The sequence below is a fragment of the Nonomuraea sp. NPDC049725 genome (assembly GCF_040674795.1).
GTDB classification, from domain to species: domain Bacteria; phylum Actinomycetota; class Actinomycetes; order Streptosporangiales; family Streptosporangiaceae; genus Nonomuraea; species Nonomuraea ceibae.
Window position 1 is genome coordinate 44,294 of sequence record NZ_JBFANJ010000006.1, and the last position, 24,026, is coordinate 68,319.

General features: G+C 71.6%; 19 protein-coding genes. 9 read left to right on the plus strand and 10 right to left on the minus strand.

What is annotated here, in order from left to right:
• Positions 1-379: 379 nt before the first annotated feature.
• A complete protein-coding gene (gene secA, locus AB0J53_RS17220; protein WP_364173015.1) occupies positions 380-3,169 on the minus strand; it encodes a preprotein translocase subunit SecA in 2,790 nt (929 codons plus the stop codon).
• A 225-nt stretch (positions 3,170-3,394) separates the two neighbouring features.
• On the opposite strand from secA, the gene AB0J53_RS17225 reads away from it, so the two are divergent.
• From AB0J53_RS17225 to AB0J53_RS17235, 3 genes are all read left to right on the plus strand, one after another.
• The gene (locus AB0J53_RS17225; protein WP_219499584.1) at positions 3,395-3,655 is read left to right on the plus strand and encodes an HGxxPAAW family protein; all 261 of its coding nucleotides are present in this window, start codon (positions 3,395-3,397) and stop codon (positions 3,653-3,655) included.
• 109 nt (positions 3,656-3,764) lie between these two features.
• Complete coding sequence (locus tag AB0J53_RS17230) at positions 3,765-4,961, plus strand: crosslink repair DNA glycosylase YcaQ family protein (protein WP_364173019.1); 1,197 nt, start codon at positions 3,765-3,767, stop codon at positions 4,959-4,961.
• A 387-nt stretch (positions 4,962-5,348) separates the two neighbouring features.
• Entirely contained in the window at positions 5,349-5,702 is a 354-nt protein-coding gene (locus tag AB0J53_RS17235; protein WP_364173022.1) for an STAS domain-containing protein, read from the plus strand.
• Positions 5,703-6,536: 834 nt separating this feature from the next.
• On the opposite strand, the gene AB0J53_RS17240 is transcribed toward AB0J53_RS17235, so the two are convergent.
• The 6 genes from AB0J53_RS17240 to mtrA form a co-directional block, all read right to left on the minus strand.
• A complete protein-coding gene (locus AB0J53_RS17240) occupies positions 6,537-7,235 on the minus strand; it encodes a response regulator transcription factor (protein ID WP_219499605.1) in 699 nt (232 codons plus the stop codon).
• A 172-nt stretch (positions 7,236-7,407) separates the two neighbouring features.
• The gene (gene raiA, locus AB0J53_RS17245; protein ID WP_219499608.1) at positions 7,408-8,067 is read right to left on the minus strand and encodes a ribosome-associated translation inhibitor RaiA; all 660 of its coding nucleotides are present in this window, start codon (positions 8,065-8,067) and stop codon (positions 7,408-7,410) included.
• A 624-nt stretch (positions 8,068-8,691) separates the two neighbouring features.
• Positions 8,692-9,384: a phosphoribosyltransferase family protein gene (locus AB0J53_RS17250; RefSeq protein ID WP_364173027.1), complete on the minus strand. Its 693-nt coding sequence runs from the start codon at positions 9,382-9,384 to the stop codon at positions 8,692-8,694.
• A gap of 64 nt (positions 9,385-9,448) precedes the next feature.
• Positions 9,449-11,203, minus strand: a complete 1,755-nt coding sequence (locus tag AB0J53_RS17255) for an LpqB family beta-propeller domain-containing protein (RefSeq protein ID WP_219499613.1) — start codon at positions 11,201-11,203, stop codon at positions 9,449-9,451.
• Positions 11,190-12,926 carry an MtrAB system histidine kinase MtrB gene (mtrB, locus tag AB0J53_RS17260; protein ID WP_219499615.1) on the minus strand — a complete coding sequence of 579 codons (1,737 nt, stop codon included), beginning with the start codon at positions 12,924-12,926 and terminating at the stop codon, positions 11,190-11,192. Before mtrB ends, AB0J53_RS17255 begins: the two co-directional genes overlap by 14 nt.
• A 20-nt stretch (positions 12,927-12,946) precedes the next feature.
• Positions 12,947-13,624, minus strand: a complete 678-nt coding sequence (mtrA, locus tag AB0J53_RS17265; protein ID WP_090763607.1) for an MtrAB system response regulator MtrA — start codon at positions 13,622-13,624, stop codon at positions 12,947-12,949.
• A gap of 440 nt (positions 13,625-14,064) precedes the next feature.
• Here mtrA and AB0J53_RS17270 point away from each other — a divergent pair, with 440 nt between their 5' ends.
• The 5 genes from AB0J53_RS17270 to AB0J53_RS17290 are packed head-to-tail and all read left to right on the plus strand — an operon-like array spanning position 14,065 to position 19,186.
• Positions 14,065-15,081 carry a hypothetical protein gene (locus AB0J53_RS17270; RefSeq protein WP_219499616.1) on the plus strand — a complete coding sequence of 339 codons (1,017 nt, stop codon included), beginning with the start codon at positions 14,065-14,067 and terminating at the stop codon, positions 15,079-15,081.
• The gene (locus tag AB0J53_RS17275; protein ID WP_364173032.1) at positions 15,078-15,695 is read left to right on the plus strand and encodes a DUF4129 domain-containing protein; all 618 of its coding nucleotides are present in this window, start codon (positions 15,078-15,080) and stop codon (positions 15,693-15,695) included. The genes AB0J53_RS17270 and AB0J53_RS17275 overlap by 4 nt, the downstream gene beginning before the upstream one ends.
• The gene (locus AB0J53_RS17280) at positions 15,692-16,843 is read left to right on the plus strand and encodes a DUF4350 domain-containing protein (protein ID WP_364173034.1); all 1,152 of its coding nucleotides are present in this window, start codon (positions 15,692-15,694) and stop codon (positions 16,841-16,843) included. Before AB0J53_RS17275 ends, AB0J53_RS17280 begins: the two co-directional genes overlap by 4 nt.
• Positions 16,833-17,813 (plus strand): MoxR family ATPase, encoded by a 981-nt coding sequence (locus tag AB0J53_RS17285; RefSeq protein ID WP_357584031.1) that lies wholly within the window; start codon positions 16,833-16,835, stop codon positions 17,811-17,813. Before AB0J53_RS17280 ends, AB0J53_RS17285 begins: the two co-directional genes overlap by 11 nt.
• Positions 17,813-19,186, plus strand: coding sequence for a DUF58 domain-containing protein (locus tag AB0J53_RS17290; protein ID WP_364173037.1), 1,374 nt, complete (start codon positions 17,813-17,815; stop codon positions 19,184-19,186). The genes AB0J53_RS17285 and AB0J53_RS17290 overlap by 1 nt, the downstream gene beginning before the upstream one ends.
• A gap of 7 nt (positions 19,187-19,193) precedes the next feature.
• On the opposite strand, the gene AB0J53_RS17295 is transcribed toward AB0J53_RS17290, so the two are convergent.
• Positions 19,194-20,186: a stage II sporulation protein M gene (locus tag AB0J53_RS17295; RefSeq protein ID WP_364173040.1), complete on the minus strand. Its 993-nt coding sequence runs from the start codon at positions 20,184-20,186 to the stop codon at positions 19,194-19,196.
• A 51-nt stretch (positions 20,187-20,237) separates the two neighbouring features.
• Between AB0J53_RS17295 and AB0J53_RS17300 the strand changes: the two genes are divergently transcribed.
• Complete coding sequence (locus AB0J53_RS17300; protein WP_219499629.1) at positions 20,238-21,158, plus strand: RDD family protein; 921 nt, start codon at positions 20,238-20,240, stop codon at positions 21,156-21,158.
• 6 nt (positions 21,159-21,164) lie between these two features.
• Here AB0J53_RS17300 and AB0J53_RS17305 read toward each other — a convergent pair whose 3' ends face one another.
• Both AB0J53_RS17305 and AB0J53_RS17310 read right to left on the minus strand, forming a co-directional pair.
• Positions 21,165-22,502, minus strand: a complete 1,338-nt coding sequence (locus AB0J53_RS17305) for a hypothetical protein (protein WP_364173044.1) — start codon at positions 22,500-22,502, stop codon at positions 21,165-21,167.
• Positions 22,503-22,564: 62 nt separating this feature from the next.
• A complete protein-coding gene (locus AB0J53_RS17310; RefSeq protein WP_364173047.1) occupies positions 22,565-23,959 on the minus strand; it encodes a hypothetical protein in 1,395 nt (464 codons plus the stop codon).
• Between the last annotated feature and the right edge of the window lie 67 nt (positions 23,960-24,026).

A 24,026-nucleotide genomic window follows, 5' to 3' on the forward strand; every position in this document is an offset into this window, starting at 1 on the left:
GCCCGAAGGGGAGCCACCGCGGGGTCCGCCCGTGGGAACCCCGACCCCAGGGAGCCTCACCGCCCGGAACCCGCCCCCGGGGCCGGGACACGCGGCCTGGACGCTCGGGGACCGGACGCTCGGGAGCCCGAACACGGGCCCGGGCGCTCGGGGGCCCGAACGCTCAACACCCGGACCCCAGAGGCCGGGACCCTGGACGCCCAGGGCCGGTCACCCGGGGCCCTGACGCCCGGCCGCCCGGACACCTGGGGGCCTTGGAGTCCGTGGGGCCGGGCGGCCGGGGCGGGGGCGGGGGCGGGGTGGCGTCGGGCCTTTGGGGCGGGCCCGGACGCGGAGCAGCCCCCGCCCGGGAGGGGCGGGGGCTGCTCGGGGTCGTGGGTCAGGCGGCGTTCTTCGGGTCGCCGTGGCAGCGCTTGTACTTCTTGCCGGACCCGCACGGGCACGGCGCGTTGCGCTCGACGTTGCCGTAGGCGGCGCGCTCGGCGGCGGTGCTGACCCGGGTGCGCTCGACGTCACCCTGCTCGCCCGGCGCCGTGTACTCCAGCTCGGCCGGACGCTCGGGGCCGCGGAGCCCGCGGGCGATGATGGACCGGGTCTCGGTCATCATCGGGTCCTCGACCTCCTCGACGATGGGGTTCTCCTGAACCTCCACCTCAAGGTTGAACAGGAACCCGACCGAGTCCTCCTTGATGCCTTCGAGCATCGCAGCGAACATCTCGAAGCCCTCGCGCTGATACTCGATCTGCGGGTCCTTCTGCGCGTAGGCCCGCATGCCGATGCCTTCGCGCAGGTAGTCCATCTCGTAGAGGTGCTCGCGCCACTTGCGGTCGAGGACGGAGAGGATGACGCGGCGCTCCAGGTCGCGGGTCGCCTCGGCGCCCCACTCCTCCTCGCGCCTGGCGTACGCCTCCAGCGCGTCGGCCTTGATCCGCTCGCTGATGATGTCGGCGGTGAGCTCCTCGCGGGAGCCGACCTCCTCGACCAGGTCCTCGAGCTTGAGCGAGACCGGGTAGAGGCCGGCGAAGGCCTTCCACAGCTTGTCGAGGTCCCACTCCTCGGCGAAGCCCTCGGCGGTGGCGCCGGCGACGTAGCCGTCGATGACGTCGCCGATGAAGCCGCGGACCTGCTCGTGCAGGTCGGCGCCTTCGAGGACGCGGTGGCGCTCGGCGTAGATGACCTTGCGCTGCCGGTTCATCACCTCGTCGTACTTGAGAACTTCCTTGCGGATCTCGAAGTTCTGCTGCTCGACCTGGTGCTGGGCGGAGGCGATGGCCTTGGAGACGATGCCGGACTCGATCGGCTGGTCGTCGGGGATGTTGAGGCGCGTCATGATCATCTCGACCCGGGCCGAGTTGAACAGGCGCATCAGGTCGTCGCCGAGCGACAGGTAGAAGCGCGACTCGCCGGGGTCGCCCTGGCGTCCGGAGCGGCCGCGGAGCTGGTTGTCGATGCGGCGCGACTCGTGGCGTTCGGTGCCGAGCACGTACAGGCCGCCGAGCGCGCTGACCTCGTCGTGCTCGGCCTTGACCTGGGCCTTGGCCTTCTCCAGCGCCTCGGGCCAGGCCTTCTCGTATTCCTCGGGGGTCTCGAGCGGGTCGAGGCCGCGCTGGCGCAGCTCGGCGTCGGCGCGGAACTCGGGGTTGCCGCCGAGCATGATGTCGGTGCCTCGACCGGCCATGTTGGTGGCGACGGTGACGGCGCCCTTGCGGCCGGCCTCGGCGACGATCGCGGCCTCACGCGCGTGGTTCTTGGCGTTGAGGACCTCGTGCGGGACGCCGCGGCGCTTGAGCGCCTTGGACAGCCGCTCGGACTTCTCGACGGAGGTGGTGCCGACGAGGACGGGCTGGCCGGCCTCGTGGCGCTCCTTGATGTCGTCGACGACCGCGTTGAACTTGGCGTCCTCGGTCTTGTAGACGACGTCCGGCTGGTCCTTGCGGATCATCGGCCGGTTGGTGGGGATGGGCACCACGCCGAGCTTGTACGTCTGGTGGAACTCGTTGGCCTCGGTGACGGCGGTGCCCGTCATGCCGGCGAGCTTGTCGTACAGGCGGAAGTAGTTCTGCAGGGTGACGGTCGCCAGGGTCTGGTTCTCGTCCTTGACCTTGACGCCTTCCTTGGCCTCGATGGCCTGGTGCATGCCCTCGTTGTAGCGGCGGCCGTGCAGGATGCGGCCGGTGAACTCGTCGACGATCAGGACCTCGCCGTCGGAGACGATGTAGTCCTTGTCCTTCTTGAAGAGCTCCTTGGCCTTGAGCGCGTTGTTGAGGAAGCCGACGAGGTGGGTGTGCTCGGGCTTGTAGAGGTTGTCGATGCCGAGCCAGTCCTCGACCTTGGCGACGCCGTCCTCCAGCACGCCGACGGTGCGCTTCTTCTCGTCGACGATGTAGTCGCCGGTGCTCTCCTCGCCGGGGTTCTTGGCCTCGACGCCCTTGCGGAGGCGCGGAACGATCTTGGCGAACTCGGCGTACCACTTGCCGGACTGCTCGCCGGGGCCGGAGATGATCAGCGGCGTACGGGCCTCGTCGATGAGGATGGAGTCGACCTCGTCGACGATCGCGTAGTTGTGGCCGCGCTGGACGCACTCGTCGAGCGACCAGGCCATGTTGTCGCGCAGGTAGTCGAAGCCGAACTCGTTGTTGGTGCCGTACGTGATGTCCGCCTGGTACTGCTTGCGGCGCTCGTCGGGCTGCTGGCCGGAGAGGATCATGCCGACCTCTAGGCCGAGGAAGCGGTAGACGCGCCCCATGTTCTCGGCGCCGACCTTGACCAGGTAGTCGTTGACCGTGATGACGTGCACGCCTTTGCCGGAGATGGCGTTGAGATAGGCGGGCAGAGTACAGGTCAGGGTCTTGCCCTCACCCGTCTTCATCTCGGAGATGTTGCCCATGTGCAGGGCAGCGCCGCCCATGATCTGCACGTCGAAGTGCCGCTGACCGAGCACGCGGCGGGCCGCCTCGCGTACGGTCGCGAACGCTTCGGGAAGCAGATCGTCAAGGGACTCGCCCTCGGCGTAGCGCTGCTTGAACTCGTCCGTCATCGCGCGCAACTCCGCGTCGGACAGGCTCGTGAAGTCGTCCTCGATGGAGTTGACCTGGTCTGCGATCCGCTTGAGCTTGCGCAGAGTCTTGCCCTCGCCGGCACGTAGGATCTTGTCGAGAATGGCTGCCACTTTATGTAAAGCTCCTCGCAGGTCTACCCCGGCGGCGCCGCCAGGAGGAGAGGCCGAGACAAACTTCCCCGGTTGCCATCGTAGGCGGTTCTGCAACCAGACACAGCCACCGTGACGACAAGGGCGCGGACCACGTCTGGGAGAATGGGGGTCAGGCAGAGAGTATGCCGGTTGACAGCCGGTTCGCACCGATTAACGGGATTTCCGGCAAAGGAAGGATTTGTCATGGTTGAGGGGAAGAAGTCGGAGCACACGGAGAACCTCGGCAGCCACGGCGGCCGCGCGTCCTCGTGGCTCGCCGTGACGGTGATGCTCGTGGGCACCATCGTGGGCGGCTTCGGTCTCACCGCCGCCAACTGGCCGATCGTGTGGGTCGGCGTCGGGCTCTTCGTGGTGGGAGGCATCCTCGCCCTGGTGTTCGACATCTTCACCGACGTCGTGATCGACGCCCCCCGGGTGGGCATGCGCGCCGAAGACCACCGCTGACGCCCGAGGCCCCTCCCTCGGGCCGATCCGCCCCCGCACCGGGCATCGAACTTTCTGTCGGTGCCCATCGCTAGCATTCCGGCATGCTTCGCCGTACGGAATCGCCCCGATGACCGCCTTGACCCCCGATGAGGCGCGCCGGCTCATCCTGCGTGCCCAGGGCTTCGTGGGCGCGGACGCGCGCCGGGGCGGGCCGCACGCGATGCTGCGGCGGCTCGGTGCCATCCAGCTCGACACGATCTCGGTGCTCGCCCGCTCCCACGAGCTGGTCGCCTACGCCCGCCTCGGCGCGGTCGGCCGGCAGACCGTCGAGCGGGCCTACTGGCACAATCCCGCCCAGAGCTTCGAATACTGGTGCCATGCCGCGTGCATCCTGCCCATCGAGCACTGGCCGCTGTTCGCGTTCCGCCGCCGCGCCTACCGTGAGCGCCGCTTCCGCTGGCACGAGGTGCCCGACCACGTCGACAAGCTGCTCCAGCAGGCCCGCGACTCCGGCCCGCTGACCACCAGCGACGTCGGCGGCGCCAAGAACGGCGGCCCCTGGTGGGACTGGTCCGAGTCCAAGATCGGCCTGGAGTGGCTGCTCGACATCGGCGAGCTCGTCTGCGCCCGCCGGGTCGGCTGGCGCCGCGTCTACGACGTCGCCGAGCGCGTCGTCCCCGCCGAGCTCCTCGACCAGGACCTCACCGACGAGGAGTGCATCACCCGCCTGACCGCCGTCGCCGGCCGCTCGCTCGGCGTCGCGACCCGCGGCGACCTGATCGACTTCCTCCGCCTCACCGGCCGCCACAGCGCCATCCTCGACGAGGCCCTGCGCAGCGGCGCCGCCGGCCTGGTCCCCGTACGCGTCGCGGGCTGGCCCGCCGCCCCCAAGGCCGCCGGGTCCGCCAACGCCTGGGCCGACCCCGCCCTCCTGGAGTCCGAGACCCGTGGCCGCCACCGCACCACGCTCGTGTCTCCGTTCGACTCGCTCATCTGGCACCGGGGCCGCACCGAGCGCGTCTTCGGCTTCAACTACCAGCTGGAGCTGTACGTGCCCAAGCACAAGCGGGTGCACGGCTACTTCACCATGCCGGTGCTGGCCGGGGGCCGCCTGATCGGCCGGGTCGACCCGGCCCGCGAAGGTTCCACCCTGGTCGCCCGCCAGCTCAGCCTGGAGCCCGGCCTGACCAGCGCCAAGTGGGTCGACGCGCTGCGCGACGCCCTGTGGTCGGCGGCCGAATGGGTGGGCTGCGACGCCGTCCGCGTCGAGCGCACCGACCCCCCGGAGCTCGCCCCGCTGCTGACGATGACCGGCGGCGCCTGATCGGGGCCGCCGGCGCCCGGAAATGGCCGGTTCCCGAACCGTGGGATAGTCTGGAGGCACCGAGGACATCTCGCGCGTTGGCACCCAGGTCGGCGACGCCCCCGGCGAAGCACCGCGATCGGTCCCGCCCCGCGGGACCGGACAGGGCAGGCGAGCATGACGCCGACGCTCACTTCTCATCCCGCGCCGGACCTCGGCGCACGCCGCCGCCACGACCGTCCCACTCGCTGCGGCAGACCAGGGTTTCACCGGCCCGCCCGCTGAGGGGCCACCACGAAGGCCCGCGCCGTCCTCAGAGCCGGATGGAGCGCATCGCCCGACCGGGCGACGAACCGCTCTCCGGCTCCCGGCAGCTCATCCCATCTCGCATCTCCGAACGGAGACACCATGCAGCTTCTCGACACAACATCGATCAACACGACCCCGATCACCACGGCCCCCATCAACGGCGTCGGCTCGTCCGCTCCCACTGTTCTGCGTCTGTCCGGTGAGATCGACCTGTTCACCAGCCCGGCGCTGCGTCAGCGCCTGTTCAACGCGCTCGACCACAGCACCGGCGTGCTCGTCCTCGACATGTCCCAGGTGACCTTCTGCGACGCCGGCGGGCTCGCCGTGCTCATCGGCACGCAGAGCCGCGCCAAGGCCCGTGGCATCACGCTCACCCTGACCGGGCTGCGCCCGTTCATGACGCGGCTGCTGCGCGTCTCCGGCCTCTCGGGCCGCTTCCCGGTCCTGCCGTGACGGCGGCCGTCAGCGCGGCGACAGCACGAGAACCGCGCCGTCGGCGGTCCGGGCGCCAGGCGCAGCCGCAGGCCGTTGATCCTGGCGGGCGCGTCCGGCCGTACGGTCAGCGCGCCCACGTCGCGGCACTGGCCGCCGTCGCAGACGCTGCTCAGGCTGACGCCCGCGCCCCGCACACTCAGCGACCCCGACGACCCGCGCAACTCGATCCGCACCCCGCCGTCGCCGTCGCCGTCGCCGTGTCCGTTGCCGTCTCCGTCGCCGTGTCCGTTGCCGTCTCCGTCCAGGGACGCGACGGTGAGCCGGTCCACGCCGTGCCGCCCGTCCAGGTCGAGGGCGTCCCCAGCCTTCACCACGACCTCGCACTCCCCGTCCCGACAAGCGGCCGGCTCCGTCCCGTCCGCGGCCGTACCGGACAGACTGCGGTCCTCCCCAGGGGAACGGACGGGGCCGCCACCCGGCACGGTGGCACCGGACGACCCCGCCGACTGCGAGGTCCCCACCGGGGACGGAGGGGCCGAGGCTGAGCAGCCGGTGAGGGCCACCAGAGCGGCCGCCACAGGAACCACCAGGGCGACCGCCGCGGCTTCCACCACGGCGGCTCGGGCGGAAAGGGCCGGCACGGGCGCAACGGCTCCACAGGCCGAAACCTCGGACCTGGGGAAAGCGGCGGGGCGGGGGCAGGCGGGCATGGGACTCCTCGGGCCGGGGCGCGGGTGGAGGAGCCCGGGTCGCGTGCGGCCCTGCCGCCTCCACCGGTGTCGTGCCCGGCCGCCAGGGGGTGCGCCCGCCTGGGGCCCTACTTCCCGCCCGGGTGGAGGCGGCCCGGATGCCTCAGGTGATCTCCAGCATGCGCTCGCGCACCGCGTAGACGACGGCTTCCATGCGCGAGTGCAGCTGCAGTTTGTCCAGGATGTTGCGTACGTGGTTCTTCACGGTGTTTTCAGAGATGAACAGCTGCTTGGCGATCTCGCGGTTGTTCATGCCCTTGGCCACCAGGCGCAGGACTTCCATCTCACGCTCGGTCAGCCGGGGCACCGGGAGCTGGGGCGGCCGTTCGGTCTCCTTGCGGCTCATGTTCGCGAACTCGCTGATGAGCTTGGCCGCCATCGCCGGGTTGATTAACGACTGTCCTTCGTGCACGCCGCGCACCGCCGCCGGGACGTCGTTGATCTGGACGTCCTTGAGCAGGTAGCCCGTCGCGCCGGCCTTGATGGCCTCGAAGAGGTCCTCCTCCTCGTCGCTGACGGTCAGCATGATGATGCGGGTGCTCGGCACCGAGGCCTTGATGCCCTTGGTGGCCTCGATGCCGTCCTGGCGGGGCATGCGGACGTCCATCAGCGCCACGTCGGGCATGAGACGGTCGGCCAGTTCGACCGCCTCCTGCCCGTCGCTCGCTTCGCCGACCACCTCGATGTCGGGCTCCGCGGCCAGCGCGAGGGCCAGGCTCCGCCGGATCAGCTCGTGGTCGTCCACGATCAGCACGCGGATCGGCTCGCCGTCTGCGGGGCGGGCCTCGCCGGACTCCGTCACGAAGCCTCCCTGATCCGCCTCGCGACCGCTGTGCGCGCGTTTCGCTCGCTCACCTGCGCCTGACTGAGCTCGCTCACGTCTCCTCCTCGTCGGGGGGCCAGAGCCGTCGGACCGCCATGATGACACGGGTCCCGCGGTCCTCGGGTGGTCGAGAAGATCTTTCGGCCCGCGATCAGGGTTCTACGAGCCGCAACACGCCGTAGTTGTAGCCGCGCCGGTTGTAGACGACGCACGGCTGGCCGCTCTCCTTGTCACGGAACAGGTAAAAGTCGTGGCCGACCAGCTCCATCTCCAGCAGAGCCTGATCGATGGTCATGGGTTCCGCCTTGTGGAACTTCTCCCTCACGATGAGCGGCCCGTCGCCGTCCATCTCGATGGGGACGATGTCGTCGTACTGCTCGTCGTCGGGCAGCCGGTCTTCCTCGGGCTCGGGTTGCGCGGGGGCGGCAGGCTGCTGCCGCGGTGGGGCGGGCAGGTCGGGCAGCGTCGCGGTGATCTCCGCCACGGAGGGCTGGGCGTGGTTGCCGTGGTGCACCTTGCGCCGGTCGGCGAGGCGCCGGAGGCGGCCTTCCAGCTTGTCCATGGCCAGGTCGAGGGCGGCGAATCGGTCGTCGGCGGAGGCCTCGGCGCGGATGGCGGGCCCTCGCGAGTGAATGGTGAGCTCGACGCGCTCACGCTGGTCGGCGAGGCGCGGGTTGCGCTCCTTCGACACCTCCACATCGACTCGGATGAGTTTGTTGTCCAGACGCTCGATCCTGGCCAGCTTGGTCGTCACGTGGTCGCGGAACCGCTCACTCACTCCTGTGTGCCGGCCCTTGACGATGATGTCCATGCAACAGCCCCCCTTCGGTCTAACGACTGAGAAAGAGCGCCCGACGACGACGTGCTTGCCGGGCGGGGTCTTCTGTCTGCCTCTCTGTCACCGTTACCCTCTTCCGCCGACTCGTCACCGGGAACTCGGGCGGCACCCGCCCGGCCGACCTGGTCTTCGACCCCACATTCGCCTGCTGAGGATTTCGCAGCTCTGTCGCCACTACTGCCCTTCTCTCCTGACGGGGGACATCTGGACCCCCGGGGAGGCAGGACTTACCCCTAAGCCGCACCGTGATCGGTCGACAAAGAGTCGCCTTACGTGGACCGTTTTGCCTGCGGCTGGCATCGGCTAGCAGAGCCGGGACTCCCGGCTCTGCGCAACCACGGACCCGAACGGGTGCCATGTTCAGACGCTATCCGGATCGGCGGCGAATGTCAGCCGGAGGATCGGGCAAAGGATCACTTTCTGTGATTTTCGTACGGTGTTACGGGCGTGACGGATGGCCGGTTAGGGCTCCCGGCAGCCCTTGCGGGTCTGGGACATCGGGCTCCTGAGCTGCCTACCTCGCGCGGAGGGTTACGGACATGTGGCCCCCGGGGCAGGCGGCAGACTTGGATCTTTCTTTACCGACGGTAATCGTAGTCATTCCGAAACTCTTCGGCGTGTCGCCATGTGAGGGCGGGTAGAACGGCGTGTCGCGCCGACGGTGACGGCGAGCGGCACCCGGAGCCCGGCGGCCCGCAGCGCCCTTGCGGCCTCGGCGAGGGTGGCCCCGGTGGTGACGATGTCGTCCACGAGCAGCACAGGCGCCGCTGGCGGCGTCCCGGCGGCGCGCCGGACACCCAGTGAGGCCGCGAGGTTGGCGGCCCGCTCCGTGGAGCTCAGGCCCGCCTGGTCGGCCACCCGCCGGACCTGCCCGAGCCCCGGCCACAGCGTGGCGACGACCCCGTGAGCGCGCAACTGCCGCACGACGGGCGCGGCGAGCGCCCCGACCACGTCGTGCCCCCTCCACCTGACCGCCCACCGCGCGCTCGGCACCGGCACCACCGTGACGGCCGCGTCGCCCGACGCGGTAAGAGCGGTGAGAGCGGTGAAGGCCAGCAGGTCCGCCAGGGCGCCCGCCAGGGACGCCTCGCCGCGCTCCTTGCAGGCGACGAGCGCCGTGCGCAGCACCCCCGTGTACGGGCCCGCCGACCAGCAGGCGGGCAGCCCGGCCGGGACGGGGTCGGGCGTGCGGCGGGCGGGGTCGGCCAGGCGGCCGAGGCAGCCCTCGCACAGCCGCGCCCCGGCCGCGCCGCACCCCAGGCACGGGCGGGGCAGGACGAGATCGAGCACAGGACCGAGCACAGGACCGAGCACGCCGCCATGATGCCGGGCGGCGCCGACAGCCCGGCCGGGGTCAGCCCAGGGCGAAGATCGGCTTCTCGACGGCGGTGGCGGGCTTGGGCGCCCAGGTCTGCTTGTCGCGCCCGTACTCCAGGATCTCGTTGCCGTCCTCGGTGGTGGCCAGGATGACGTCGCCCTGGGCGGCGAGGTGTTCGAGGGGCTTGCTGGTCGTGGGGAGCTGGAGGGTCTCGCCGTCGCCCACGTTGATCTCCTTGACGACCTGCCCGGCCTTGGTGCGCACGAGGACGAGCAGGTGCTCGCCGTCGCTCCAGGCGATGTCGCGGATCTCGTCCTCGCCCTCGGCCGAGATGAGCGTCTGGAAGTTGCTCAGCATCGCGCCCGCGCCGCCGCCGGCCAGCGCGCCGACCTGGACCTGCTTCTTGCCGACGAGCACGGCGACCCGTACGCCGTCGCGCGACATCCGCAGCGAGGTGACGTCGAGCCCCTGGAGTGCGGGGGCGGCGACGTGCTCGGGGCCGCGGCTGACGGACGGGTAGGAGCGCAGCACGCTGCCGCTCTGCTGGTCGTACGTCCACAGGGAGCCGTCGCGGTGCCAGGACGGGTCGGTCAGCTTCTCGCCGGGGATGGACTGCTGCCAGCGGCCGTCGGCGGCGTGCCGGGTGACCCAGATGCCGCCCTCGGTGGAGCGGGCGGCGACGCGGTCGCGGTCCTTGGACACGGCGAACCCGGAGTAGGTCTCCCCCGGCTGCCCGGCGGGCCCGGCGAGCGGGCGGCCCTCGCCGTCGTTGCCGAGCAGGTGGACGGCGCCCTTGCTGGTGTAGAAGACCTGCCGGTCCTCGACCGCCAGCCAGCGCTCGGGCAGGTTGGCGGGCACGATGAGCGGCCCGGTGGAGAAGAACGGCTCGCCCTCGACCTGGATCTCCAGGCTGCGGCCGTTGGCCAGGCCGTTGACGCTGAGGCTGGCCCTGAGCTGGGCCTCCAGGCCCTCGCGGAAGGTGTCGGAGGGCCGGAACGGGCCGGCCAGGTTGATGATCACGCGGTCCTCGCTGGACCTGATCGACAGCACCCGCGCCCCGGCGGGGAACTCGTTGCCGACCGCGCCCTGCAACGCGCTGGTGGGGCCCTGGATGACGCGTTCGACGACGGTCTCGGCGAAGCTCTCCGTCGCCTTGATGCGCAGCCGTACGCGGTCGGCCACGAGCCGGTCGGGCTCGTGCGTGCCGGCGGCGGTGCCGTTGAGGTAGTAGAGGTTCGTCGGCCGGTACGCGCGCCGCACGTCGGCGTCGGTGAGCAGGAGTCCCTGGGGCAGCAGGTTGACCCGGTAGTCGCCGTTGCGGTCCTTGACCAGGGTGATCGCCCGGCTGACCTTGTTGTCGTCGGCGGGGTCGACGGGCACGTACGTGTCGTCCTCGTTGATCTGGGCGATCTTGGTGCCGAGGATCGTGACGATGGTCTCCTTCTTCTCCTTGTTCTCGACGACGTCGTCGAAGCGGAAGCCGTTGTCGATCACCGTCACGGGGCCGTCGGCCTTCCAGACCCGCCTGGCCTCCTCGGTCAGGTACTTGGGCAGGATGCCGGGGTCGTCGGCGTAGGCGGCCATGGCGGCCTGGAGGCCCTCGACGACCTGCTGGGCGCTCCAGCCGCGCTGGGGCTCGACGGCGACCAGGCGCTGGAAGGGCACGGTCACGGAGTCGCCGCTGCCCGCCTCCTCGATGGGGAACGGCCCGCCCACGGGGATGACGGCGCAGCCCGACAGGGCCAGCACCGCGGCGGCGGCCGCGGCGCACAGCCGGTTAGCTCTCGCCATGCGCGCCCCCGTCGCCGGTCGCGGGCAGCAGCACCGGGGTCATCTGGCCCCGCCAGGTGCGGCGCATCTCGATCTCGGGCGGCACGAGCGGCAGCGGGGAGCCCTTGAGGTCGATCCCGGCGCGGCGCGGCAGCGTGAGCCGGAACTGCGAGCCCTCGCCCGGCTGTCCCCACGCCTGGAGCCAGCCGCCGTGCAGCGTGGCGTCCTCGCGGGAGATGGCCAGGCCGAGCCCGGTGCCGCCGATGGTCCTGGCCCGGGACGGGTCGGCCCGCCAGAAGCGGTCGAACACCAGCGTGTCCTCGCCGCCCTTCAGCCCGATGCCGTGGTCGCGCACGGCGACGGCCACCGCGTCGCGGTCGGCGCCGACGGTGACGACGATGTCGCGGCCCTCTCCGTGCTCGATGGCGTTGAACAGCAGGTTGCGCAGGATGCGCTCGACCCGGCGGTTGTCGATCTCGGCCATGCACGGCTCGTTGGGCAGCCGCAGCTCGAAGCGGGTGCTGTGGCGTTCGGCGAGCGCCTCGGAGTCGGCGATGGCGCGCAGCACCACGTCGCGCAGGTCGACGGAGTCGAGGTCGAGGGTGGCGGCGCCGGCGTCGTAGCGGCTGATCTCCAGCAGGTCGGCGAGCATCGACTCGAAGCGTTCGAGCTGGGCCTGCATGAGCTCGGCCGAGCGCGAGGCCATCGGCTCGAAGTCCTCGCGGGCGTCGTACAGCAGGTCGGCGGCCATCCGGACGGTGGTCAGCGGGGTGCGCAGCTCGTGCGAGACGTCGGAGACGAACTGCCGCTGGACCTGCGAGAGCTCCTCAAGCTGGTGGATCTTGAGCGCCAGGTTGGCGGCCATCTCGTTGAACGAGGTCGCCAGCCTGGCCAGGTCGTCCTCGCCGCGCACCTTGAGCCGCTCGTCGAGCTTGCCGGCGGCCAGCCGCTCGGCGGCCTGGCGGGCCAGCCGGACCGGGCTGACGACCTGCCGGGTGACCAGGTACGCGATCGCGGCCAGCAGCAGCACCAGCCCGAAGCCGACCACGACGATGGCCAGCCGGACGTTGGACAGCATCTGCTCTTCGTCGGTGAACGGGAAGAAGTGGTAGACCTCGTAGCCGCCGTAGGCGCTGATGACGGCGCCGATGACGAGCGTCTGGCGGGGCTGGGTCTCGCCGGCGAACTGGATGCGGTCGGTGAAGCGCTGCGGCGTGTCGATGAACTTCTCCACCTGCCGCTGCAGCTTCTGGCGCAGCGCCGGGGGCACGTCGGCGGGCGTGACGTTACCGGAGGCGCGTGACTGGCCGGGCTCGGCGACGTTGAGGATCAGCACCTCGTAGCGCTTCTTCGAGCCGTCGCCGCCGGAGCCGATGATGGCGTCCATCACCTCGTCGAGCGGGTCGGGCGGCACGGTCTTGCCGGCTTCGGCGGGCTTGGACTGGTCGTCCTCGTGCCGGCTGAGCGCGTCGGCGATGCGCAGCCGGTCGGCCGAGGCGTCGCTGGCGGCCGACTGCTGGCGGCGTTCGATCACCGAGTTGTTGATCTGGTCCGACAGGAACGTGCCGAGCACCACCACCACGATCACCGAGATGACGAGCGTGCTGGTGACGACCTGGAGCTGCAGGGAGCGGCGCCAGATCCGCCGCGCCCTGCCCGCCGCACGCCTGGCCCGCCGGCGGACTCCGCCGAGGATCTGGCGGAGTGTCCGGCGGCGCGTGCGCCTGGTCGTCGTCGGGGGCATGGCGGGGGCGTCAGGGCAGGTCAGGCGGGGCCGGCTTTGTAGCCGACGCCGCGAACCGTCACCACGATCTCGGGGTGCTCGGGGTCCTTCTCGATCTTGGCCCGGAGCCGCTGCACGTGCACGTTGACCAGCCGCGTGTCGGCGGCGTGGCGGTAGCCCCAGACCTGCTCCAGCAGGACCTCGCGGGTGAAGACCTGGCGCGGCTTGCGGGCCAGGGCGACCAGCAGGTCGAACTCCAGCGGGGTCAGGTTGATGGTCTCGTCGCCGCGCTTGACCGAGTGGCCGGCCACGTCGATGGTGATGTCGCCGATCTGGAGGATCTCCGGCGTCGGCTCGTCGGTGCGACGCAGCCGCGCGCGGACCCGGGCCACCAGTTCCTTCGGCTTGAACGGCTTGACGATGTAGTCGTCGGCGCCGGACTCCAGGCCGAGCACGACGTCGATCGTGTCGCTCTTGGCGGTGAGCATGACGATCGGCACCCCGGACTCCGCCCTGATCCTGCGCGCGACGTCGATGCCGTCGGCGCCGGGCAGCATCAGGTCGAGCAGGACGAGGTCAGGGCGCGTGTCGCGGAACGCGTCCAGCGCCTTGTCGCCGTCGCTGACAAAGGATGGTTCGAAGCCCTCACCGCGCAACACGATGCCCAGCATCTCGGCGAGAGCGGCATCGTCGTCGACGACCAGCACGCGACCTTTCATGGCCCCTCATTCGTTCTACGCATTCTGGGACATATCAGCACGATCGCTGAAGGTTACCCTTGGTCGGCTCATGTGTGGGACATGACACCGGTTAAGGCGATGTTTCAAGCTCGCCCCCGCGACCGCAATCTTCAGTCTGCGGTAACGGAGCGTCCTTCGGCCATCCCTGCGCGATATCCGTGGCACGAATCGACGCCCCGACACCACCGACCCGCCCAGCATGCCAGGATTGGGATATGTCAGACGGTCACGGTCCCACTCCCGAGACGCCCCGAGGCTGGGCCGCGGAGCAGCCCCCGCCCTACGGCGCGCCTCCGGCTTCTCCGTGGACCGCCCCCGGACAGCAACAGATCCCTCCGCCTCCCGGCACCCCGTTCCCGCCGCCGCCCCAAGGTTACGGTCAGGCGCCCTACGCCCCTTACGGGCCCCACCCGCAGGCGATGCGCCCCGGCATCATCCCGCTGCGCCCACTGCGCCTGGGCGACCTCTACGACGGCACGATCAAGCTGATCAGGTCCAACCCCAAGGCGGTGCTCGGCCTGTCGGCGATCGGCGCGCTGGTGGGCTCGGTGCCGCTGGCCGTGGGCCAGGCGATCATGCTCGAGAGCATGGGCGCGGCCATCCAGGACCCGCGGTCGGTGACCGACCCCGCCGACATCACCGGCGGCTTCGTCGGCCAGTACGGCGGCACGATCGTCTCCTACCTGGTCAGCTTCATCGTCGTCACCGTGCTGACCGGCGTGCTCACCCGCATCCTCGGCCGGGCCGTCTTCGGCGGCAAGATGACCGCCGGAGAGGCCTGGCAGGCGACCAGGAGCCGGATGCCCGCCCTGTTCGGCGTGGTCGGCCTGATGACCCTGATCATGCTCGCGCCGCTGGCGCTGATCGTGCTCCTGGTCGTGGCGCTCGTCGCCGGCGGCTTCGGCGGCACGCCCGAGTCGGCCGGCGGCCTCATCCTGCTCTTCCTGCTGCTGCTCCTGCTCTACCTCGGCTACGCGCTGTTCTTCCGCACCCGCTTCGCCTTCGCGCCGGCCGCCGTGGTGCTGGAGGGCCGGGGCCCGGTCGAGGCGATGCGGCGCTCGTGGGGCCTGGTGACCGGCGACTTCTGGCGGGTCTTCGGCATCCTGCTGCTCACCTCGTTCGTGGTCGGCATGGTGGCGACCGTGCTCAACATCCCGTTCACCCTGGTCGGCACCGTGCTCGGCATGCTCGGCGGCGGCGGGGTGTGGACCGTCGTGGCCGCCGCCGTGCTGATCGCCGTCGGCGCCACCGTCGGCGCCATGATCACCTACCCGTTCGAGGCGGGCGTGGCCGGCCTGCTCTACGCCGACCGGCGGATGCGCGCCGAGGCGTTCGACCTCGTGCTGCAGACGGCCGCGATCGAGCAGCAGCGCCAGGGCTGGGTGCACGACTCCGCCGACGACCTCTGGCACCCGTCCCACTCCGCCAGGCCGTGAGCCCGGTCGGCCGGGAGGAGGCCGCCGGGGAGGCGGCGCGCGAGCTCCTCGATCCGCAGTACGCCGACGAGCCGCTGCTCGACCGGCTCTACCGCTACTTCATGCAGTTCGTCGGCGACCTGATGGACGCGGCAGCGGGCGGCGGCTCGGCCGGCGGGGTCATCGCGGCCGTGCTGATCGGCCTGATCCTGGTCGCGGTGGCCGCTCTGGTCGCCTACCACCTGCGCCGCACCAGCAGGCGCAACGCGCAGGCCCCCGGCGCGCTGTTCGGCGAGCGGGCGCTCACCGCCGCCGAGCACCGCACGGCCGCGGAGCGGCTGGCCGCCGAGGGCGAGTGGACCGCCGCCATCCAGGAGCGGCTGCGCGCCATCGCCCGTGACCTGGAGGAGCGGGCGCTGGTCGACGGCATGCCCGGCCGCACGGCGGACGAGCTCGCGGCCGAGGCCGGCCGGGCCATGCCCGCCTTCGCCGGCGAGCTGGCCGCGGCGGCGCGTTCCTTCGACGACGTCACCTACGGCGGCGTCCCGGGCGTCCGGGAGACCTACGACACGATGACGAGCCTCGACGAGCGGCTGCGCGCCGCCCGCCCGGTGCCGCTGGGCGGCCTGTCATGACCGCGCAGGCGGTGGAGTCGCGCCCCACCACGCCCACCGCGAAGGCCCGGTGGCGCGGCGGGCGCTGGATCGCGCTGCTCGGGGCGCTCATCGTGCTCGTCGCCGCCGGCACCGTCCTGCTCGGCCCCGAGCAGGAGGCCGCCCGGCCGCTCGACCCCGCCGACACGTCGCTGCAGGGCTCCAAGGCCCTGGCTGAGCTGCTGCGCCGGCGCGGCGTCACCGTCGACCGGGTCGACTCCGTCGAGGCCGCCGCAGCCCTGGGCGGCGACCGCACGCTGGTCGTCACCGACCGCCTGCGCACGTCCCCGGACGACCTCGCCGCCGTCCGGGGCGACCGCCTGATCGTCGGCGACCCGTTCGGGGCGGCGGAGATGGCCGGCGTGAACCCGGTCGGCGCGGCCAGGCAGCGCTCGCGCGAGCCCGAGTGCTCGCTGCCGGCCGCCGTGGCCGCTGGCAGCGTCCACCTCGGCGGCATCGCCTACTCCGCCCCGCGCGGCACCACCGGCTGCTACCCGGCGGGCGACGGCTGGACGCTGATCAGCTTCCCCAACGGCAGCGGCACCACCACGGTCGTCGGCAGCGGCGAGTTCATGACCAACCAGCGCCTGGCCGAGGACGGCAACGCCGCCCTGGCGCTCAACCTGCTCGCCACCGGCAAGCCCGTCACCTGGCTGGTCCCCCCGGACGACCCCGGCACGGGCGACCTGGCCGGGCCCGAGGGCGACTCGGTGTACGACCTGATGCCGCCGAGCATCCCGTGGGCGGTGCTGATGGCCTGCCTCACGGTGCTGGTGGTGGCGTTCTGGCGGGGCAGGCGGCTCGGCCCGGTCGTGACCGAGCGGCTGCCCGTGGTGGTGCGCGCGTCGGAGACGGTCGAGGGCCGCGGGCGCCTCTACCGCGCCAGGCGGGCCAGGGCCAGGGCCGCCGACTCGCTGCGCGCGGGCACGATCGACCGGCTGACGCCCCGGCTCGGGCTGGCCTCGGGGGCCGGGCCGCAGGAGGTCGTCGCCGCGCTGGCCGTACGGACCGGGCTGGACGCGCGGGAGGTCGGCGGCGCGCTGTACGGGCCGCCGCCCACCGGCGACGCGGAGCTGGTCGCGCTGGCCGGATACTTGGATTCCATCGAAAGGAAGGTCCGTGAACTTTGAGGAGACCGCCCGCGTGACCGGTTCCGCGGACTCGGCCAGGGAGGCGCTGGGGGCGCTGCGCGCCGAGGTGTCCAAGGCCGTGGTCGGGCAGGATGCGGTGGTGACCGGGATGGTCATCGCGCTGCTGTGCCGGGGGCACGTGCTGCTGGAAGGCGTGCCGGGCGTGGCCAAGACGCTCATGGTGCGCACGCTGTCTGCGGCGCTGTCGCTGGACTTCAAGCGGGTGCAGTTCACGCCGGACCTGATGCCGGGCGACGTGACCGGTTCGCTGATCTACGACACGAAGACGGCGGAGTTCGAGTTCCGCGAGGGGCCGGTGTTCACGAACCTGCTGCTCGCCGACGAGATCAACCGCACGCCGCCCAAGACGCAGGCGGCGCTGCTGGAGGCGATGGAGGAGCGCCAGGTGAGCGTGGAGGGCACGGCCCGGCCGCTGCCCGACCCGTTCGTGGTGTGCGCGACGCAGAACCCGGTCGAGTACGAGGGCACCTACCAGCTTCCCGAGGCGCAGCTCGACCGGTTCCTGGTGAAGCTGACGGTGCCGCTGCCGCCGCGCGAGCAGGAGATCGCGGTGCTGGAGCGGCACGCGCTCGGCTTCGACCCGCGCGACCTGTCGCACGTCAAGCCGGTGGCGACGGCGGCCGACCTGGCGGCGGGCCGCGAGGCGGTCTCGGCCGTGCACGTGGCGCCCGAGGTGCTCGGCTACATCGTCGACGTGGCCCGCGCCACCCGTAACTCGCCGTCGCTGCAGCTCGGCGTCTCGCCGCGTGGCGCGACCGCGCTGCTGGCGGCCTCGCGGGCGTGGGCGTGGCTGTCGGGGCGCGCGTACGTGACGCCCGACGACGTCAAGGCGCTGGCCAGGCCCGCGCTGCGGCACCGCGTGCAGCTCCGGCCCGAGGCCGAGCTGGAGGGCGCGACCGCCGACGGCCTGCTCGACGGCATCCTGGCGTCGGTGCCGGTCCCGCGCTGATGGCTCTCACGGGGCGCGCCGGCCTGCTCGCGGCGCTCGGGATCGTGGCGGTGCTGCTGGCGCCGTCGCCGGGGCCCGCCGTGGCCGGGGTGTGCCTGCTGCTGGCCGCCGCGATCGTCGCGGACCTGGCGCTGGCGGGCGCGGTGCGTCCGCTGCGCCTGCACCGTTCGGGCGAGCGGCTGGTACGGCTGGGCGCGCGGGCCACGGTCGAGCTGGTCGTGGAGAACCCGGGCCGCAGGCGGGTGCGCGGCGTGCTGCGTGACGCCTGGCCGCCCTCGGCCGGGGCGACGCCGCGCGTGCTCAAGCTGGACGTGCCGCCGGGCGAGCGGCGCAGGCTCGTCGTGACGCTCGACCCGGCCAGGCGCGGCGACCGCGAGTCGGTCTCGGTTACCGTGCGCTCGCTCGGCCCGCTCGGGCTGGCCGCCCGGCAGGCGAGCCACAGCTCGCCCTGGTCGGTGCGGGTGCTGCCGCCGTTCCTGTCGCGCAAGCACCTGCCGTCGCGCCTGGCCAGGCTGCGCGAGCTCGACGGCCGGCACCCGGCGCTGGTGCGCGGGCAGGGCACCGAGTTCGACTCGCTGCGGGAGTACGTGGTGGGCGACGACGTGCGCTCGATCGACTGGCGGGCCACCGCGCGCCGCCACGACGTGGTCGTGCGCACCTGGCGTCCCGAACGCGACCGCCGCGTGCTGATCGTGCTCGACACCGGCCGCACCTCCGCCGGCCGCGTGGGCGAGGCGCCGATCCCGCTGGCCGGAGCCGCCATCGAGGGCGGCGGCCTGCTGGCGCGGCCCGACCCGCGCCCGGTGCCCGGCTGGCCGCGCCTCGACTGGTCGATGGACGCCGCGCTGCTCCTGGCCGCGCTCGCCGCCCGGGCCGGTGACCAGGTGGACTTCCTGGCCTACGACCGGGCGGTGCGCTCCTGGGTGACCGGCGCGTCCCGCACCGAGCTGCTGTCGTCGCTGGTCAACGCGATGGCCCCGATCGAGGCCGAGCTCATCGAGGCCGACTCGCAGGGCATGGTGGCCGCGATCCTGGCGCGGGCCAAGCGCCGCTGCCTGGTGGTGCTGCTCACCGACCTCAACTCGGCCGCGCTCGACGAGGGGCTGATGCCGGTGCTGCCGCAGCTCTCCTCGCGCCACCTGGTGCTGGTGGCCGGCGTCTCCGACCCGCTGGTCGCCGCCATGGCCGCCCGGCGCGGCACCGCCGAGGAGGCGTACGACGCGGCGGCGGCCGAGCGCGCCCTGCTCGAACGGCGCCGCATCACGGCCAGGCTGCGCCGCCACGGCGTCGAGGTGGTCGACGCGCTGCCCGACGACATCGCCCCGGCCCTGGCCGACCACTACCTCGCGCTGAAGGCCGCCGGACGCCTGTAGGAGGAGGTCAGGCGCTCGGGGCCACGTCCGGGGCCCGTTCGAGGTCGCCCGTCTCGCCCTCACGAGCCGCCCGCCTGCCGAAGAAGATCACGTACGCGAGGAAGACGATCTCGGCGAGCACCCCGATGCCCACGCGGGCGGCGGTCGGCAGCCCCGACGGGGTGACGAACGCCTCGATCAGCCCCGACACGAACAGCACCGCCACCAGGCCGAGCGCCACCGCCATCACGGCACGGCCCTGCTCGGCCATGACCTCGGCCCGCCTGCGGTGGCCCGGGTCGATGACGGCCCAGCCCAGCCGCATGCCGGCCGCCGCCGCGAGGAACACCGCAGTCAGCTCCAGCAGGCCGTGCGGGGTGATCAGGCCGAAGAAGATGTCCAGCTTGTCGCGCGAGGCCATGAGACCGCCGGAGATCGCGACGTTGGCCGCGTTCTGGAACAGCACCAGCGGGATCGGGATGCCGAGGAAGATCGCGTACACGATGACCTGGAGCGACACCCACGCGTTGTTGATCCACACGCGGCTGGCGAACGACGCGGCCGGGTGCTCCGAGTAGTAGTCGGCGAAGTCGTGCTCGACGAGCTGCGTGATCTCCTCGGGGGAGGCGATCGCGGCCTGCACGTCGGGGTTGGCCGCCACCCAGGCGCCGATCACCCACGAGACCGCCAGGAACGCCAGCGACGTGCCCAGCCACCACCAGCGCGTCCGGTAGGCGACCACCGGGAACGACACGGTGAAGAAGCGGACCAGCTCCCGCCAGGCCGGGGTGCGGGTGCCCGTGACGGCCGAGCGCGCCCGCGCCACCAGCGCCGACAGCCGCCCGGCCAGCATCGCGTCGGGCGTGGACGAGCGGACGATCGACAGGTGGGTCGACACCCGCTGGTAGAGGTCCACCAGCTCGTCGACCTCCGCCCCTGTCAGCGAGGAGCGGCGCTTGATCAGCTGATCGAGCCGCTCCCAGACCGGGCGGTGCGCGGTGACGAAGGCGTCGATGTCCACCCGACCATTGTGGCTGGTCTGTCGGCTGCCCATTGCCGTTAGGCTCCACATATGTCGGAGGTTGTGACCGGTGACGCCGTCGTCCTCGAAGTGCGGGTGGCGCAGATGCCCTCGCGGTTCCTGGCGCTGCTCATCGACATGCTCGTCCAGGTCACCGTGCTGGTCGTCGCGTTCGTGCTGCTGGAGGCGTTCGCGATCGTCTCCGACCCGGCGATGTTCGGCGCCGTGGCGATCGCGATGCTGGTGCTGGTCCTGGTCGGCTATCCGGTGATCTTCGAGACCGTCAGCCGGGGCCGCAGCCTGGGCAAGCTGGCGCTCGGGCTGCGCGTGGTGAGCGACGACGGCAGCCCCGAGCGGTTCCGGCAGGCGCTGTTCCGCGGGCTGGCGGGCGTGATGGAGTTCTGGATGTTCTCCGGCGCCCCGGCGCTGATCACCTCGCTGATCTCGCAGCGGGGCAAGCGGCTGGGCGACCTGTTCGCGGGCACCATCGTGATCTCCGAGCGCGGGCCGCGTGACGCGAGCCAGGCCATCGTCATGCCGCCGCCGCTGGCCGCGTGGGCGGCCTCCCTGGAGCTGTCGCAGCTTCCCGTGGAGGTGGCCGCCGCCGCCCGGCAGTACCTGATGCGCTGGCACGAGCTGTCGCCGCAGGTGCAGCACGAGATGGGGGTGCGGATCGCGACCCAGACGGCCGCGTACGTCTCACCGGCGGCGCCGGCGGGCGTCCCGCCGCACGCCTACCTCAGCGCCGTCCTGGCCGAGCGCCGCCGCCGCGACCAGGCCCGGCTCGCCCAGCGTCTCGGCCCCCAGAGCCCGCCGGTCCCGGCATGGCAGCCCGGTACGGCCCCGTACGCGCCGTTCCCGCCCGCCGGGCCCCCGGCCCCTCCGACGGGCCCGCCCGCGCCCTACCCGCCCCCAGCGGGCGCCGGAGAGCCGTCCGGGAGCACGCCGGGCGGGTTCGTCCCGCCCCAATAGGCGTGCTCAGTAGGCGTACTGCGTCTGGGCGTTGAGCGACGTGAGCCGGACCCCGGCGGCCGGGTCGGTGCGCGGGTCGCGGATGCGCAGCACGTCCAGGCCGAGCTGGATGTCGCTGCTGTAGACGTGCCCGTTGTAGTAGTACGCCGACCAGGAGCCCGCCATGTCGCGCGGCTTGAACGGGCCCCGGTCGAAGTAGCCGATTTCCTGCGGCCGGGCCGAGTCGGTGAAGTCCCAGACGGACACGCCGCCCTGGTACCAGCCCTGGACCATGATGTCCCGGCCCTTGACGGGGACGAGCGAGCCGTTGTGGGCGACGCAGTTCTCGGACCTGCCCTGCTCGCGCGGGATCTTGTAGTAGCTGCGGTGGACGAGCTTGCCGCCGGTGATGTCGTAGACGGCGTTGGCCCCGCGCTCCGGCCCGGTGCTCTTGAGGCAGGTGGCCGTCGAGCCGCCGCCGAGCTCGTCGGTGAAGACGACCTTGGTGCCGCTGTTGTTGAAGGTGGCCGAGTGCCAGAAGGCGAAGTTCGCGTCGGTGACCCGGGCGGTGACCTTCGGGCGTTCGCGGTCGGAGATGTCCATCAGCACGCCGTCGCCCATGCAGGCCCCGGCGGCCAGGTTCCTGGACGGGTAGACGGTGATGTCGTGGCAGCCGCTGGTGGTGGCGCCGTCGCCGCGCTCGTTGCCGCCGTCGGGGAACAGCACCGGCCTGGCGACGATCCTGGCGGACCTGGGCTTCTTGAGCGGCACCTTGACGATGGAGATCCGGTCGTGGGGCGGCTTGCAGTCGGGGAAGATGTCGCCGGGCCCGTACGAGGAGACGTACAGGTAGACGGTGTCCTTGGATGTCCCCGGCACCAGCGTGTGGGTGTGGGAGCCGCAGGCGGTCTCGATGGACTTGATGTACTTCGGCCGCTTCTTGGAGCTGATGTCGAAGATGCGGATGCCTTCCCAGGCGCCCTTCTCGGTGGCCGAGGCGCCGGTGGTGCGGCAGGAATCGCTGGCGACCGATTCGTCCACCGACAGGAAGAGCAGGTCGTCCTTGACCGTGATGTCGCCCTGGGCGCCGTAGCAGGAGACCCGGCTGACGACCTTCGGCTTGGCCGGGTTCGCGATGTCGTAGACGGTGAAGCCGTGGTAGTTGCCCTGGTAGGCGTAGTCGCCCTGGAAGGCGAGGTCGCTCTGCTTCGCCTGCCGCGACGCGAACGGGGCCTGTTTGGGCACGTTGGCCACGTGTTCGACGTTGGCGCTGGTCCGGACGTCGTCGGCCGCGTGGACCGGTGACGACGTCAGGATCAGCGCCGCTCCTGCCAGCGCCAGGGCGCGGACGGGTCTGGACGTCACGGAGGGACCTCCCAGGTGCACGATGATCGAGAGGTCCCCCACTATGTCAGGAAGTGTCAGGGCTAGTGGTGGTGCCCCCGCTCCCGGTACGACTCCTGCGTCTGCGCGTTCAGGTCGTCGAACCGTACGCCGTTCGCCCGGTTGGTCCGCGGGTCGTTGATCTTGAGCACGTCGAGGCCCAGGTTGAAGTCGGAGCCGTAGATGTAGCCGTTGTAGTAGTACGCCGACCAGAACCCGCCGGACAGCGGCGGCGCGGTGTCGTCAGGCCCGCGCTCGAAGAAGGCGATCTCCTGCGGGTTGGCCGAGTCGGTGAAGTCGACCACCGAGATGCCGCCCTGGTACCAGGCCTGGACCATGATGTCCTTGCCCTTGACCGGGATCAGCGAGCCGTTGTGCGCCACGCAGTTCTCGGTCGCGTCCTGGTGCCTGGCGATCTTGAAGTAGCTCTTGAACACGAGCTGGCCGCGGACGATGTCGTAGTAGGCGTTGGCGCCGCGGGTCGGGCCGATCTCCGGGTTGCAGGTGGCGCGGGAGCCGCCGCCGAGCTCGTCGGTGAAGACGACCTTGGTGCCGCTGTTGTTGAACGTGGCCGAGTGCCAGAAGGCGAAGTTCGTCTCGTCCCTGACGGTGGCGGTCACGCGGGGGCGTTCGGGGTCGCGGATGTCCATCAGGATGCCCTCGCCCATGCAGGCTCCGGCGGCGATGCCCTTCTCCGGGTAGGCGGTGATGTCGTGGCAGCCGGTGGTGGCGGACTTGCCGTCGGGGTACTGGCCGGGCACGCCGGGGAAGCCGCCGTCGGGGAACAGGTTCGGCGCCGAGATGACCGACGCGGCGGCCGGGTCGCGCAGCGGCACCTTGATGATCGAGATCAGGTCGTGCGGCGGCTGGCAGTCGGGGAAGTTCGCGTTCGGGCTGTAGGAGGAGACGTAGATGTAGACGTTGCGGCCCCGGCGGTCGGGCACCAGCGTGTGCGTGTGGGAGCCGCAGTTGGTCTCGACCGACTTGATGTAGCGCGGGTTGGCCTTGTCGCTGATGTCGAAGATCCGGACGCCCTCCCACGACTCCTTGATCGAGGCGCTCTGGCCGGTGCTGCTGCAGGAGTCGTCGCTGCGCGAGGAGTCGACGGAGCCGAAGAGCAGGTTGCCGTGGACCGACACGTCCATCTGGCCGCCGGGGCAGACCACGGAGCTGACCAGCGAGGTCCGCTTCGGCTTGCGGATGTCGTAGATGGAGAAGCCGTAGTAGTTGCCGACGTAGGCGTAGTCGCCCTGGAAGGCCATGTCGGTGTTGATGTCGGCCAGGGCTTCGGGCTTGGGCACGTTCGTGACGTGCGCGATGTTGGGGCTCATGACGATCTCGCCGGGAGCCGGGATGTCAGCCGCCTGCGCGGGAAGGCCGGCCATCGCCAACGCGATCACCGCTCCCACCAGCGTGAGGGCTCGTCGGGATGCCAACACCTATCCTCCTATAAAGGGGACATAAATGAATGAAATCGTCACCCCTGACGGCCGCGCCGACCAGCGC

Excerpts from the sequence above, each read along its gene's own strand:
- AB0J53_RS17225 (WP_219499584.1), top strand. The coding sequence starts at position 3,395 with ATGGTTGAGGGGAAGAAGTCGGAGCACACGGAGAACCTCGGCAGCCAC.
- AB0J53_RS17230 (WP_364173019.1), top strand. The coding sequence starts at position 3,765 with ATGACCGCCTTGACCCCCGATGAGGCGCGCCGGCTCATCCTGCGTGCC.
- AB0J53_RS17235 (WP_364173022.1), top strand. The coding sequence starts at position 5,349 with ATGCAGCTTCTCGACACAACATCGATCAACACGACCCCGATCACCACG.
- raiA (WP_219499608.1), bottom strand. The coding sequence starts at position 8,067 with ATGGACATCATCGTCAAGGGCCGGCACACAGGAGTGAGTGAGCGGTTC.
- AB0J53_RS17255 (WP_219499613.1), bottom strand. The coding sequence starts at position 11,203 with ATGGCGAGAGCTAACCGGCTGTGCGCCGCGGCCGCCGCCGCGGTGCTG.
- mtrB (WP_219499615.1), bottom strand. The coding sequence starts at position 12,926 with ATGCCCCCGACGACGACCAGGCGCACGCGCCGCCGGACACTCCGCCAG.
- mtrA (WP_090763607.1), bottom strand. The coding sequence starts at position 13,624 with ATGAAAGGTCGCGTGCTGGTCGTCGACGACGATGCCGCTCTCGCCGAG.
- AB0J53_RS17270 (WP_219499616.1), top strand. The coding sequence starts at position 14,065 with ATGCGCCCCGGCATCATCCCGCTGCGCCCACTGCGCCTGGGCGACCTC.
- AB0J53_RS17280 (WP_364173034.1), top strand. The coding sequence starts at position 15,692 with ATGACCGCGCAGGCGGTGGAGTCGCGCCCCACCACGCCCACCGCGAAG.
- AB0J53_RS17290 (WP_364173037.1), top strand. The coding sequence starts at position 17,813 with ATGGCTCTCACGGGGCGCGCCGGCCTGCTCGCGGCGCTCGGGATCGTG.
- AB0J53_RS17300 (WP_219499629.1), top strand. The coding sequence starts at position 20,238 with ATGTCGGAGGTTGTGACCGGTGACGCCGTCGTCCTCGAAGTGCGGGTG.